The 13,788-nt window shown below is 61.6% G+C and carries 14 protein-coding genes; 8 read left to right on the top strand and 6 right to left on the bottom strand.

Features of this window, described 5'->3' with window-relative positions:
* Positions 1-75: 75 nt before the first annotated feature.
* Positions 76-1,041: a 2-oxoglutarate and iron-dependent oxygenase domain-containing protein gene (locus tag QZR14_RS27160; RefSeq protein ID WP_311998222.1), complete on the top strand. Its 966-nt coding sequence runs from the start codon at positions 76-78 to the stop codon at positions 1,039-1,041.
* 80 nt (positions 1,042-1,121) lie between these two features.
* Entirely contained in the window at positions 1,122-2,075 is a 954-nt protein-coding gene (locus QZR14_RS27155) for an adenosine deaminase (protein ID WP_095047396.1), read from the top strand.
* Between the two features lie 116 nt (positions 2,076-2,191).
* On the opposite strand, the gene QZR14_RS27150 is transcribed toward QZR14_RS27155, so the two are convergent.
* From QZR14_RS27150 to QZR14_RS27140, 3 genes are all read right to left on the bottom strand, one after another.
* Positions 2,192-3,574: an MFS transporter gene (locus QZR14_RS27150; RefSeq protein ID WP_250603059.1), complete on the bottom strand. Its 1,383-nt coding sequence runs from the start codon at positions 3,572-3,574 to the stop codon at positions 2,192-2,194.
* A 141-nt stretch (positions 3,575-3,715) separates the two neighbouring features.
* Positions 3,716-4,450 carry an ArsR/SmtB family transcription factor gene (locus QZR14_RS27145; protein WP_311998221.1) on the bottom strand — a complete coding sequence of 245 codons (735 nt, stop codon included), beginning with the start codon at positions 4,448-4,450 and terminating at the stop codon, positions 3,716-3,718.
* Between the two features lie 317 nt (positions 4,451-4,767).
* Positions 4,768-5,697: a LysR family transcriptional regulator gene (locus QZR14_RS27140; RefSeq protein ID WP_250603057.1), complete on the bottom strand. Its 930-nt coding sequence runs from the start codon at positions 5,695-5,697 to the stop codon at positions 4,768-4,770.
* 119 nt (positions 5,698-5,816) lie between these two features.
* Here QZR14_RS27140 and QZR14_RS27135 point away from each other — a divergent pair, with 119 nt between their 5' ends.
* From QZR14_RS27135 to QZR14_RS27125, 3 genes are all read left to right on the top strand, one after another.
* Positions 5,817-6,110 (top strand): putative quinol monooxygenase, encoded by a 294-nt coding sequence (locus QZR14_RS27135; RefSeq protein ID WP_095122020.1) that lies wholly within the window; start codon positions 5,817-5,819, stop codon positions 6,108-6,110.
* A gap of 32 nt (positions 6,111-6,142) precedes the next feature.
* Positions 6,143-7,156: a zinc-binding alcohol dehydrogenase family protein gene (locus QZR14_RS27130; protein WP_311998220.1), complete on the top strand. Its 1,014-nt coding sequence runs from the start codon at positions 6,143-6,145 to the stop codon at positions 7,154-7,156.
* Between the two features lie 153 nt (positions 7,157-7,309).
* Positions 7,310-7,483 (top strand): hypothetical protein, encoded by a 174-nt coding sequence (locus QZR14_RS27125; RefSeq protein WP_007914687.1) that lies wholly within the window; start codon positions 7,310-7,312, stop codon positions 7,481-7,483.
* 6 nt (positions 7,484-7,489) lie between these two features.
* Here the strand turns inward: QZR14_RS27125 and QZR14_RS27120 are convergent, their stop codons facing one another.
* On the bottom strand, positions 7,490-8,692 hold the full coding sequence (locus QZR14_RS27120) for a multidrug effflux MFS transporter (protein WP_311998219.1): 1,203 nt from the start codon (positions 8,690-8,692) through the stop codon (positions 7,490-7,492).
* A 184-nt stretch (positions 8,693-8,876) separates the two neighbouring features.
* Entirely contained in the window at positions 8,877-9,077 is a 201-nt protein-coding gene (locus tag QZR14_RS27115; protein ID WP_250603054.1) for a cation transporter, read from the bottom strand.
* A gap of 147 nt (positions 9,078-9,224) precedes the next feature.
* On the opposite strand from QZR14_RS27115, the gene QZR14_RS27110 reads away from it, so the two are divergent.
* The 3 genes from QZR14_RS27110 to cueR all read left to right on the top strand — a co-directional run bounded on the left by QZR14_RS27110 (position 9,225) and on the right by cueR (position 12,561).
* A complete protein-coding gene (locus QZR14_RS27110; RefSeq protein ID WP_123448501.1) occupies positions 9,225-9,608 on the top strand; it encodes a hypothetical protein in 384 nt (127 codons plus the stop codon).
* Between the two features lie 149 nt (positions 9,609-9,757).
* On the top strand, positions 9,758-12,151 hold the full coding sequence (locus QZR14_RS27105; protein WP_311998218.1) for a heavy metal translocating P-type ATPase: 2,394 nt from the start codon (positions 9,758-9,760) through the stop codon (positions 12,149-12,151).
* Positions 12,148-12,561 carry a Cu(I)-responsive transcriptional regulator gene (cueR, locus tag QZR14_RS27100; RefSeq protein WP_123448499.1) on the top strand — a complete coding sequence of 138 codons (414 nt, stop codon included), beginning with the start codon at positions 12,148-12,150 and terminating at the stop codon, positions 12,559-12,561. The genes QZR14_RS27105 and cueR overlap by 4 nt, the downstream gene beginning before the upstream one ends.
* Here cueR and QZR14_RS27095 read toward each other — a convergent pair.
* Entirely contained in the window at positions 12,515-13,723 is a 1,209-nt protein-coding gene (locus tag QZR14_RS27095; protein ID WP_311998229.1) for an MFS transporter, read from the bottom strand. The two genes, cueR and QZR14_RS27095, sit on opposite strands and share 47 nt — an antisense overlap.
* Positions 13,724-13,788: the final 65 nt, after the last annotated feature.

The raw sequence follows: 13,788 nt of genomic DNA, 5'->3' as shown, positions 1-13,788 counted from the left end.
GGCCTCATCGCTGGCAAGCCAGCTCCCACAGAGTTCTTCAGTGTTCTCCAGTCTGCGTTTCTTCAGGACCCGTGCATGAACAGTCTTCCGATCATTGATATCAGCCCGCTCTATAGCGACGACGAAAACGCCTGGCCTGCGGTGGCCGAACAAATCGACCACGCCTGCCGCGAGTGGGGCTTTTTCTACATCAAGGGTCACCCGATTTCGGCGCAACGCATCGACGCGGTGCTTGGTCAGACTCAGCGTTTTTTTGCGCAACCCGCAGCAGAAAAACTCAAGATCGACATCACTCAAACCCGTCACCATCGCGGCTACGGCGCCATCGCCACCGAGCAACTCGACCCGAGCAAACCCAGCGATCTGAAAGAGACCTTCGACATGGGCCTGCACTTGCCGGCCAACCATCCCGACGTGGTCGCGGAAAAACCGTTGCGCGGGCCGAACCGGCATCCCGCGCAAACCGGCTGGGCCGAATTGATGGAGCAGCATTACCTCGACATGCAGGCCCTCGCACAAACCCTGCTGCGGGCGATGACCCTCGCGCTGAACATCGAACGCGACTTTTTCGACAGCCGCTTCGTTGATCCGGTCAGCGTCCTGCGCATGATCCATTACCCTCCGCGCCACACCGCCAGCTGCGCCGAGCAGCAAGGTGCCGGCGCGCACACCGATTACGGCTGCATCACCCTGCTCTATCAGGACAGCGCCGGGGGCTTGCAGGTCAGGAACGTGCGCGGCGAATGGATCGACGCGCCGCCCATCGACGGCACCTTCGTGGTCAATCTCGGCGACATGATGGCACGCTGGAGCAACGACCGTTATCGCTCGACCCCGCACCGGGTGATCAGCCCGCTCGGCGTGGATCGCTACTCGATGCCGTTCTTTGCCGAACCGCACCCGGACACGCGCATCGAATGCCTGCCGGGATGTCAGGACGCACAGCATCCCGCGAAATATCCGACCACCACCTGCGCCGAATTCCTGCTTTCACGCTTCGCCGATACCTACGCCTATCGCCGCGAGCAAGAAGCCGTGTGATGGATCGCTTGGTCAGGTTTTGCCAATTGTTTCGGCGAGCATCTGTAGAATGCCGTCATTGCACCTGATGAGAAAAGAATATGTACGACTGGCTCAACGCCTTGCCCAAGGCTGAACTGCACCTGCACCTGGAGGGCTCGCTGGAGCCTGAGCTGCTGTTCGCCCTGGCCGAGCGCAACAAGATCGCCCTGCCATGGAGCGATGTGGAAACCCTGCGCAAGGCTTACGCCTTCAACAACCTGCAGGAATTCCTCGACCTGTATTACCAGGGCGCCGACGTGCTGCGCACCTCGCAGGACTTCTACGACCTGACCTGGGCCTACCTGTTGCGCTGCAAAGCGCAGAACGTGATTCACACCGAACCGTTCTTCGACCCGCAGACCCACACCGACCGCGGTATTCCGTTCGAAGTGGTGCTCAACGGCATCGCCGCGGCACTCAAGGATGGCGAGCAGCAACTGGGCATCACCAGCGGTTTGATCCTCAGCTTCCTGCGCCACCTCAGTGAAGAAGAAGCCGAAAAAACCCTCGATCAGGCGCTACCGTTCCGTGATGCGTTTGTCGCTGTCGGCCTCGACAGCTCCGAGATGGGCCACCCGCCGAGCAAGTTCCAGCGCGTGTTTGACCGTGCCCGTCACGAAGGCTTCCTGACCGTGGCCCACGCTGGCGAAGAAGGCCCGCCGGAGTACATCTGGGAAGCCATCGACCTGCTGAAAATCCAGCGCATCGACCATGGCGTGCGCGCCATCGAAGACGAGCGCCTGATGCAGCGGATCATCGACGAGCAGATTCCGCTGACCGTGTGCCCGTTGTCGAACACCAAGCTTTGCGTGTTCGATCACATGTCCCAGCACAACATTCTCGACATGCTCGAGCGTGGCGTGAAGGTCACCGTGAACTCCGATGACCCGGCGTACTTCGGTGGTTACGTGACCGAGAACTTCTACGCGCTGCACGAGCACTTGGGTATGACCCAGGATCAGGCCAAACGCCTGGCGCAGAACAGCCTGGATGCGCGCCTGGTAAAACCATAAGCAACACCGAAGTACCCATGTGTGCGAGCCTGCTCGCGAAGAGGGCGTGTCAGTTAACATTTTCGGTTAATGACACTCCGCTTTCGCGAGGCTCGCTCCCACAGTGGGTTCTTTGTTTAGCCTGGGATTCGGGCTTCAGTCAGCTCTTCCAGGGTTTTCCCCCGCGTCTCCATCCCGAACAGCCACACCACCCCCGCCGCGATCGCAAAACATGCCGCGCCCAGCGCAAACACCCCGCCCTGCCCGGTAATCGGGAACACCAGTCCGGTCACCAACGGTCCGAGCAGCGAACCCACACGGCCAATCGCCGAGGCGAAGCCCGAGCCAGTCGCGCGCGCCGACGTCGGATACAGCTCCGGCGTGTAGGTGTAGAGCACCGCCCACATGCCGAACAGGAAAAACTGCATCAGCAACCCGGTGCCGATCAGCAGCGCCACGTTGCCGCCAAACACCGCGCTCTGCCCATACAGAAACGCCATCACGCCGCCGCCGAGCAACGTCACGATGCACACCGGTTTGCGCCCCCAGCGCTCGACCAGCCACGCGGCCATGAGAAACCCGGGAATCCCGCCCAGGGAAATCAGCACCGTGTAATACACCGATTGCGTCACCGCGAAACCCGACTGTTGCAACAGCGCACTGAGCCACGACGTCAGCCCGTAAAAGCCGAGCAGCGCGAAGAACCACAGACTCCAGAGCATCGTCGTGCGCTGGCGATACTGCGGCGACCAGATCTGTTTGAGCGCCGCAAAGAAATTGCCCGGCGGCGTGACGGTGCGCGGCAAGCGCAGCGGCTCCGGCAACGCCGCACCGCCGAGCGACGAACGCACCCGCGCCTCGATGCCGTTCAACACCTTGTCTGCCGCCTCATGCTTTCCGGCCTGTTCCAGCCAGCGCGGTGACTCGGGAATGAAAAACCTGATCGCCAGCACAAACACCGCTGGCACCGCCAACACCAGAAAGATGTCGCGCCAGCCAATCAGCGGCAACAGAAAGTAAGACAGCACACCGGCCGCCACGAAACCCAGCGGCCAGAAGCCGTCCATCAGCGCGATGTAACGTCCGCGGCGTTGCGCCGGAATCAGCTCGGAGAGCATCGATTGGGCAATCGGAAACTCCATGCCCATGCCAATCCCCAGCAGGATGCGAAACAGCGTCAGCGTCTCGACCGTTTGCGCTGTCGAGCACAGATAACTGGCCACCCCCCACAGCACGATGCTCCACTGAAACACCGGTTTGCGCCCGAAGCGATCGGCGAGCATGCCGGACAGCGACGCCCCCAGCACCATGCCGAAAAAGCTCGAACTGGCGAGCAACCCCGCTTGCGCGCTGCTCAGGCCGAACTCGGCTTTGATCGAGCCGAGCAGGAAGGTCATCATCGCCAGATCCATGGAGTCGAAGAAAAACGCCAGAGCGATGATGATGAAAATGATCCGGTGATAACCGCTGATCGGCAGTCGTTCCAGACGTTCTGCTGCGCTGTAGCCGTGAGTGTCCATGCCGCCTCCCCCATCCGAAAAATATCCCCGGATCGAGTGTGCTTGATAGCGACACCGGGCTCGTGCTGGATGCGACCTGTTCGCAGTCGTAGGCGACGCCAGAAGCGCTGACGCAGTTCCAGACGTCGATTGCGAAATGCTCTACAACGCCATTTCCAGCTCGGTCTCCTTGGCGAAGCGGTGCAGTTCCCGTTGACCGGTGGCCGTCAATTGCAAGGCTCTTGAGTCGTTGGGCAGCGTCAACCAGCCGGATTGCATGAACAACTGCAACAACGCCGCACCGAGTGAGCCGCCCATGTGCGGCCGACGCTCGCTCCAGTCCGGGCAAGCGCACGCCACCTGAACATTGCGATGGGCCAGCGCCTGAATGAACACACCACGCCCGGCCAGCAATTTTGCGCCCTTGTGGGTCACCACGACGCGTTGCTCAAGCTGTTCGATCCAGCCGGCATCGAGCAGGCGCTGATACAGGTCCGCCGCCAGCGTACCGCCGAGGTGGTCATCGCAAAAACGCGCGCGCAACAACGAGGACGGCGCGTTTTGCGGTTTGGCCATGGGGGTGCTGCGTTTGAAGACCTCGGGGATTTCCCGTGGAGCACTGGCGATGGTGGCGCTGGCCAACGCTTCTATCGCAGCGCCGACCTCCGGTGCCGCAAGACGGAAAAAGCGTTTGCGACCACGGACTTCGACCTTCAACAGACCACCCGTGGATAGCCGCGCCAGATGCGCACTGGCCGACGACGGCGACAGCCCTGCCAGTAGCGCAAGCTCCTCGGTTTGCCGGGCCGAGCCATCCATCAACGCCCACATCATCGCGCTGCGCTTGGGGTCGGCCAGCAACGTGGCGATCTGGCTGATGCAAGGTGCATGTTCCATGTGTTCACTCCCTGTTGAATCGTATCGTCTACTGCTCGGAGACATCTTGGCCGCTAATGAGGCATCGGCCAAGACGCGAAAATCGCCATGAACCGGGGCGAGGCAAGCCACTGACGCAGCCTGCTCCGGCACAGAACCCGCAGCAGTTGCGCGACCGTCACTCGAAGACTGGCGACGCGGTGCAAGGGTCTCCGGTCCGGGGTGTCGGTGCTGGCGTGAGGCGGGCGCTAGTATAAGCGGGTTAGCCCGCGCGTCCTGCGCCGGGGCCTGCGCAGGTGGTGATTGTTCCTGACAGAAATTTCTCTATTTACCTGCGACTAATGATCAACTTCCGAAAAAACGGGAAATTGACTACTCAATTCAGCGCATCGGCTGGCGAGCATTTCCCTCAGAAGGTTCACCGGCTTACTCAATTGGGCGCGATGGGCGCACAACAAATTCAGCGGTGCGCGCTCACAAAGCAACTCCGGCAGCAGCACTTTGAGACGCCCGGCGAGCACATCGGCGCCCACGTCCAGCCACGACTTGTAGGCAATCCCGGCGCCGGCCACCGCCCACAGACGCACGACATCGGCGTCATCACTGAATCGATCGCCACTGACGGTCAGGCCGACTTCGCGTTTGCCGTCGTGAAAACTCCAATGGTCATGCACCCGGCTGCCGAGCATGTACAGCAGGCAGTTGTGCTGGGCCAGTTGTTCGAGCTGACGCGGTTCGCCGTGTCGAGCCAGGTATGCCGGGGACGCGCACAGCACGCGACGGTTGTGCGGTGCGATGGGCAAGGCGATCAGACTGGAGTCTTCCGGCTCGCCGTAACGCAAGGCGATGTCCACGGGTTGGCGGAACAGGTCAGCGATGCGGTCGCCGAGCAGCAAGCGCACGGTCAGTTTCGGGTGCTCGCGCTGGAACTCGTCGAGCCAAGGCAACAGAAGGTTGCGGCCAAAGTCCGAAGGCGCCGACAACTGCAGCACACCACTGACCTGATCCTGGCCGCTGGCCAACAAGCGCCGGCCTTCATCGAGGTTGCTCAGCGCCGCCCGTGCGTATTCAAGAAAGCCTTCGCCTTCGGCCGTCAGGCGCAAACTGCGGGTCGAACGCGCGAGCAAACGTGCGCCGAGTTGCTGTTCGATGCGTTTCAACGCCGCACTGGCCACGGCCGCCGACATGTCCATTACCCGCGCTGCCGCCGACAGACTGCCCAGATCCGCCGCCCGGACAAACAACTGCAAGTCATCGAAACGCAGCATGCTCAGCCTCGATTATCAAAAAAATATTGAAAGAGACTGCTCTTTTAGCCGGTTTTATCTCGCAGAGAAATAGCTAATTATCGCTCCATCGCATTCATCCCGCTTCTCTGGAGCCGAGCATGTCCCAGCCCTTCACCGCAATCGCCACCCTGATCGCCAAACCCGGCCAACAGGATCTTCTCGAACAGGGCCTGCGCGCCCTGGTTGAACCGAGCCGCGCCGAAGACGGTTGCAGCCAATACGACTTGCACCGCGACCTCGCCGACCCGCAGGTGTTTTATGTGATCGAACACTGGGCCAGCGAAGCGATTCTTGAGGCGCACAACGCCAGCGCGCACTTCCAGCATTTCCAGGCAACGGCTGGCCACGCCATCGAACACTTCCAGCTCAAGCGCCTCGGCGCGATTGCCTGATTCCTTCTTCTATTATCTGTACGGAGCCATTCATGAAAGCCATCGCCTATTACGCTTCCCTGCCGATCAGCGACGCCAAATCCCTGCAAGACATCGAACTGCCAGAACCGGTCGCCGGCCCGCGCGACATACTGGTGGAAGTCAAAGCCATCTCGGTCAACCCGGTCGACACCAAAGTGCGGCAGAACGTGGCACCGGAAAACGGCGCGGCGAAAGTGCTGGGCTGGGACGTTGCCGGTGTGGTCAAGGCTGTTGGCAGCGACGTGACATTGTTCAAGGCCGGCGACAAGGTTTTCTACGCCGGTTCCATCGCCCGTGCCGGCGGCAACAGTGAGCTGCACGTGGTGGATGAGCGCATCGTCGGTCATATGCCGAAATCCCTCGGTTTTGCCGAAGCCGCGGCACTGCCGCTGACCGCGATCACCGCGTGGGAATTGCTGTTCGAACGTTTGCAGATTCGCGAAGGCAAAGCCCAAGAAGACCAGAGCTTGCTGATCGTCGGTGCGGCCGGCGGGGTTGGCTCGATCCTCACGCAACTGGCCAAGCAACTGACCGGTCTTAAAGTCGTCGGCACTGCATCCCGCGAGCAGACCCGCGACTGGGTCAAAGCGCTGGGCGCTGATCTGGTCATCGATCACAGCCAGCCGCTGAGCGAAGAACTCAAGCGCGCCGGGATCGACAGCGTGACTCACGTCGCCAGCCTGACCCAGACCGATCAGCACCTGGATCAATTGGTCGAGGCACTGGCACCGCAAGGCAAACTGGCGTTGATCGACGATCCAAAGTCGCTGGACGTGAGCAAGCTCAAGCGCAAAAGCCTGTCGTTGCACTGGGAGTTCATGTACACCCGCTCGCTGTTCGAGACGCCGGACATGATCGAGCAGCACAAACTGCTCAACCGCGTGGCGCAGCTGATTGATGCCGGAACGTTGAAGACAACGGTGGGCGAGCATTTCGGCACGATCAATGCGGCGAACCTGCGCCGCGCCCATGAGTTGCTGGAAAGTGGCAAAGCCAAGGGGAAAATTGTTTTAGAAGGTTTCTAAGATCAAAAGATCGCAGCCTTCGGCAGCTCCTACAGGGGCTGCCGGAGGTTTTTTGCCGTCAGTCAGATGCTTGACCGTTGTCACAATTGCGATCGTATTCAGGTCTACAATCGAAGCCTCTGCGATACATCTTTTACGCAAGGGAGGTCAGCAATGAAGATCCTGATAAAAGAAGTGGCAAAGTCTCAATGGCAGGTTCGTCTGGACCAACACGCCGTGACATTCCGCAGTGAAGCCGAAGCCTTGGCCTTCACCCGCACCCTCGAAGCGCGACTTTGCGCGCCCCATCAGATTCCCGACCGCAGCCAGCAGCGCGCCGCCGGCTGAGGGTTTTTACGCCTCGGCCTGAGCTTGTGCCAGTGCACGGGCATTCTGCAGACGGCGGGTGAGCAGCGCCACGCACACCACCAGCAAACCGCACAGGCTGATGACCGTGGCCATCGGCACGGCGGTGCCGTCATGCAACACGCCCACCAGCGCCGATGCCCCGGCAGCGACGCTGAATTGCATGCAGCCGAGCAGCGCCGAAGCACTGCCGGCCCGTGCGCCCTGCCCGTTCATTGCGCAAGCGGCGGCGTTGGGGCTGATGCAACCCAGGCTCGACACGCAAATGAACAGCGGAATCAGCAGCGGCCACAAGGATTCGGTATGCATCGCGCTGACCGTGAGCAACGTCAGCCCGGCGGCGAAATACACCCACACCGCCCGCGACAGCAGAAACGCCGGTCCACGCTTGGCCAACAAGCGCGCATTGACCTGCGCGACCAGAATGAAGCCCGCCGCGTTGGTGCCGAACAGCCAGCCGAAATGTTCGGCCGGCACGCCATACAACTTGATGAAGATAAACGGCGAGCCGGCGATGTAAGCGAACATCCCGGCGATGGCGATGCCACCGGTCAGGGCATGGCCGAGGTAAACCCGGTCCTTGAGCAAGCGCCCGTACTGACGCAGTGCGCCGGACAACGGCTGACGCGGCATGTGCGCCGGCATACTTTCCGGCAGGCCCAGCGCCACGGCCAATCCAGCCAGGGCACTGAACCCGGTCAACACCAGGAAGATCGACTGCCAGCCTGTGGTGTTGACCAGCAGACCGCCGAGCATCGGCGCCAGAATCGGCGCCAGACCCATCACCAGCATCAATTGTGAAAAGACTTTCGCCGAGCCTACCGCGTCGCACTTGTCGCTGACCACCGCCCGGGAAATCACCATCCCCGCACAGCCGCCCAAGGCCTGGACGAAACGCGCACCGATCAGCCATTCGAGGTTTGGCGCATAAGCGCAGGCCAGAGAGGCCAGGGTGAACAGCGTAAGCCCGACGAGCAACGGGATACGTCGGCCAAAGCGATCCGCCACCGGCCCATAAGCCAGTTGGCCGATGGACAGGCCAGCAAAATACGCCGCCAGCGTCATCTGCACGTGTTTCTCGTCGGTGCCGAACGCCAGCGCCATCGAGGGGAAGGCAGGTAAATAGAAGTCGATCGCCAAGGGCCCGAAAGCGGTCAAGGCACCGAGAATCAGAATGGTACGGAAGTTCATCAGGCATCCAGGTTGGCAAGTCAGCAGCCCGACAGTCTAGCCGCGCCCGAACGCCTTGAACATTCCGATAGCTCGCTAACTATAAAAACAGCAAAAGATCGCAGCCTTCGGCAGCTCCTGCGTTGGAATACGTCTGCTGTGGGAACTGACGAAGGTTCGGGCCGCGTCGGACGATCTTTTGCTTCTATGAGGCCAGTTTGACGGCATAGCCTTCTTCGCTGATGGCTGCGATCACTTGCTCGGCGCTCAGCGCACTTTCGACACCAACCTCTTTCGCCGCCAGATCGACGCGCACGCTGGCTGCCGGATCCCTGGCCTGCACGGCGTTGGTGATGGCTTTGACGCAGTGACCGCAGGACATGCCTTGAACGTTGAACACTTGCATGGAATGACTCCTTTGAGTGAGGTTGCCGGCAGTGTCGAGCTTGCCACGATGGCAAGGTCAAGTTCTTGAATAACCTGCCGGGCTGGCAATCGGCGCCGCGCTCGGCCAAGCTGCGTACATCAATGACTCGATTCAGGAGATTCAGCCATGCGCTGGTCAGCTTTCAGCCTGTTTGGCTTTCTCAGCCTCTTTGCCGCCGTTCCTCAAGTACAAGCTGTCGGCGAGGATTACGGCGTTCTGATCATTTCCCGCGAGCGCCTGGAAGTGGCAACCTCCTGCGAAATCGGTGTGTATATCCAGGATCAGCTGTCGGCGCGCCTGTTTCAGGAACAGAGCACGTCTTTCAACCTGCCACCGGGCACTGTATCGCTGCGTCTGAAACTGCTGCCGGGGCAAGTTCCCGGTTGCAATCCAGGCCTGCTCGCACCGGGCTCCCAGGAAATAAAACTGCAAGCGGGCGATGTGCAGAAGTACCGGATCGCGATGACACAGGAAGGCATGTACCTGAAGCGCGCCGATCTCGGCTATTGAGCGCTAGCCAAAAGATCGCAGCCTTCGGCAGCTCCTACAGGGATTGCATTCCAATGTAGGAGCTGCCGAAGGCTGCGATCTTTTGCGCTTGACCTTGCCCGCATGGCAAGGTTGATCCTTGTAGGCATCTACTACAGGGAGTACGACCGATGTCCGATTCCATCACGTTCGATCTGCCGATTGCCGGCATGACCTGCGCCAGTTGCGCCGGCCGTGTCGAGCGGGCCTTGAGCAAAGTCAGCGGCGCCAGTGCCGTCAGCGTCAACCTCGCCACCGAGCAGGCCCGCGTACAGGCGCCGGGCGACAGCCTGCCGGCCTTGATGGAGGCGGTTGAACGCGCCGGGTACAGCGTGCCGCAGCAGACCCTCGAACTGAACATTGACGGCATGACCTGCGCCTCCTGCGTCGGTCGCGTCGAACGTGCCCTGAACAAAGTCCACGGGGTGAAAAGCGTCAGCGTCAACCTGGCCAACGAGCGCGCGCACCTCGAATTGCTCGGTCAGGTCGACCCGCAAGCCCTGCTCGACGCCGTGAGCAAGGCCGGCTATTCGGCCAGCGTCTGGCAAGCCGAACAACCCCAAACCGATCACCAGCAGCACAAACTCAAGCATGAGCGCTGGGCGCTGATCTGCGCCATCGCCCTGGCTCTGCCGTTGGTGGCGCCGATGTTGCTGCAACCGTTCGGCATCCACTGGATGCTCCCGGCCTGGGCGCAATTCGCCCTTGCCACTCCCGTGCAGTTCATTTTCGGTGCACGCTTTTATGTGGCGGCGTGGAAGGCCGTGCGCGCTGGCGCCGGCAACATGGACTTGCTGGTCGCCCTCGGCACCAGCGCCGGTTACGGCCTGAGTCTTTACGAATGGGCCACCGCTGTCGGGCGCATGCCGCATCTGTATTTCGAGGCGTCGGCGGTGGTCATTGCCTTGGTGCTGCTCGGCAAATATCTGGAGAGCCGCGCCAAACGTCAGACCGCCAGCGCCATCCGCGCGCTGGAAGCCTTGCGTCCGGAGCGGGCGATTCAAGTGATCGACGGCCGCGAGCAGGATGTCGCCATCAGCGCCTTGCGCCTCAACGATCTGGTGCTGGTCAAACCCGGCGAACGCTTTCCGGTCGACGGTGAAGTCATCGACGGCCAGAGCCACGCCGATGAAGCACTGATCAGCGGCGAAAGCCTGCCGGTGCCGAAGCAACCGGGGGACAAGGTCACCGGCGGCGCGATCAACGGTGAAGGGCGCTTGCTGGTGCGTACTCAGGCGCTCGGCGCCGAGACCGTGCTGGCGCGGATTATTCGTCTGGTTGAGGACGCTCAAGCCGCGAAAGCACCGATCCAGAAACTCGTGGATAAAGTCAGCCAGATCTTCGTGCCAACCGTGTTGCTGATCGCGTTGGCGACACTGATCGGCTGGTGGCTCTACGGCGCACCAATGGAAACGGCGCTGATCAATGCCGTCGCGGTGCTGGTCATCGCCTGCCCGTGTGCACTGGGGCTTGCCACGCCGACGGCGATCATGGCCGGCACCGGCGTAGCGGCGCGTCACGGGATTTTGATCAAGGATGCCGAAGCCCTGGAACGCGCCCATGAAGTCAGCAGCGTGGTGTTCGACAAGACCGGCACGCTGACCTCCGGCACGCCGCGTATCGCCCATTTTCGTGCAGTGAATGGCGATGAAGACGCGCTGCTGAAACTGGCCGGCGCGCTGCAACGCGGCAGTGAACATCCGTTGGCCAAAGCGGTGCTGGATGCCGCCGCCGAACGAGGCCTGCACGTGGCGGATGTCAGCGACAGTCAATCGCTGACCGGTCGCGGCATTGCCGGCAGTCTTGAAGGCCGGCGTCTGGCGCTGGGCAATCGGCGGATGCTCGAAGAAAGTGGTTTGAGCGCGGGCAACCTGAGCGAATCCGCCCTGGCATGGGAGGCCGAGGGCCGCACCCTGTCGTGGTTAATCGAACAAAGTCCGGAGCCGAGAGTGCTCGGTTTGTTCGCCTTCGGCGACACCTTGAAACCCGGTGCGCTGGAAGCGGTGCAACAGCTCTGCGCCCGGAATATCCACAGCCATCTGCTGACCGGCGACAACCGTGGCAGCGCGCGCGTCGTCGCCGAGGCTTTGGGCATCAGCAATGTCCACGCCGAAGTGCTGCCGGCGGACAAAGCCGCGACCGTCACCGAGCTGAAAAAAACCGGCGTGGTCGCCATGGTCGGTGACGGCATCAACGACGCCCCGGCCCTCGCCGCTGCCGACATCGGTATCGCCATGGGCGGCGGCACCGACGTGGCCATGCACGCGGCGGGCATTACCCTGATGCGCGGCGATCCACGGCTGGTACCGGCGGCGCTGGAGATCAGCCGCAAGACCTACGCGAAGATCCGTCAGAACCTGTTCTGGGCCTTCGTCTATAACCTGATCGGCATTCCACTGGCAGCCTTCGGCTTCCTTAATCCGGTGCTGGCCGGTGCGGCGATGGCGTTGTCGAGCGTCAGCGTGGTGAGCAATGCGCTACTGTTGAAAACCTGGAAACCCAAGGACCTGGAGGAACACCGATGAACATCGGCCAAGCGGCCAGACACAGTGGCCTGAGCGCGAAAATGATCCGCTATTACGAGTCGATCGGTTTGCTCAAAGCGGCTCATCGCACCGACAGCGGTTACCGGGTCTACGGTGACGACGACCTGCACACCCTGGCTTTCATCAAGCGCTCGCGGGACCTGGGCTTTTCGCTGGAAGAGGTCGGCAAACTGCTGACCCTCTGGCAGGATCGCCAACGGGCCAGCGCCGATGTCAAAGCCTTGGCCCGCCAGCACATCGACGAGTTGAACCAGAAGATCCGCGAACTCGGTGAACTGCGCGACACCCTGCAAGACCTGGTCGAGCACTGCAACGGCGACCATCGCCCGGACTGCCCGATCCTCAAGGAACTGGCGTCGGGCTGCTGCGTGCAACCCGCCCGCGCTTGAGCGCAAGCACTTTGATCAGCAACAACGTACTGAGCGGAATGCCGTGGAACAGCATAACCACGGCACCCGGCGCCCACCACGCGTAGAACGGCGCAGCAATCAGCATGCCGATGCCGAATCCGGTCATTTGCAGCAAAGTCAGCACGCTGAAAATCGGCAGACGCAATTGCTCGGGCTCACGCTGCAGACGCGACATCAGCCCCACTTCGGAAAAGCCGTCGCCCAGCCCCGCCGGCAAGGAAAACAGCAACAGACCATAGAGGCTGTGTTGCTGGAACATCAGGATAAAGCCGCAAGACATCAACGCCACGCCGAAGAAAAATCGTCGCTCCAGATGGATGTTGTCCGAGCCGTTGAGACGGCTGGCGACTCGCGCGCCCAGCAGCTTGCCGCTGGCCCACACCGCGAGCATCAGCCCCAGCGTGGTGCTCGCCGACTCCGGCGTAAGCAGTTTGGAGATGATCGGAAAGCCGACGTTGTGCGCGGCGCTGCCCAAGGTGTCGGCCATGGTGACCGCAAGCATCGCGGCAATCACCGGTGCAGCACGCAGGCCTTGCTTGAGTGCTATCCATTCGCCGCGTTCGGGTTCGTTGTTGACGGTCGCGGGGGCGAACCGCAGCGGCACAATCAACAACGCCGCGAGCAGGTAGGTCAGCGCATTCAGCGCGAACACCGTTTCAAAGCCAAACCCCGCCACCAGCAAACCTGAAACCAGACTGCCGCCGACCATCGCGGTGGATGAGGCGGAGGTGATCCAGGCGTTGGCCTTGAGCAATTGATCGGCGGGGATCAAACGCGGCAACTGGCTGTTGAGGCCGATGGCGAACATTGAATTGCCCAGGCCCAGACCGAAGGCGATCACCGGCAACAGCAAGGCCTGCTGGCTGACAGGCACAATCAGCAACAACCCCAGCACGCTGGCGCGCAGCAGATCGAACGCGATCAGCGGTGCGCGGCCACTGCAGCGGCGGTATAACGCGGTGCCGATCAGACTGGCAAAAATCCCCCCGCCGACACGGCTGGCGAGAAAAATCCCGACGCTCATGGCGCTGTTGCTCAGCAGGTAGACGTAGGTGGCCAGCGCAACCATGTTGAGGAAGGCGCCGAAATCGGAGATCAGTCGGGCGGTGACGATCAGGTGGGTGTTGCGCGGGGTGGTCACATTCAGTCCTTGAGTGTGGTTGGAGCGGTGGACAGTAGACGTGAATTTGCAGGGATCCGAAAGAG

It is taken from the genome of Pseudomonas sp. rhizo66 (genome assembly GCF_031931925.1).
GTDB lineage: Bacteria > Pseudomonadota > Gammaproteobacteria > Pseudomonadales > Pseudomonadaceae > Aquipseudomonas.
This window is presented reverse-complemented; position numbering and strand designations above follow the sequence as displayed.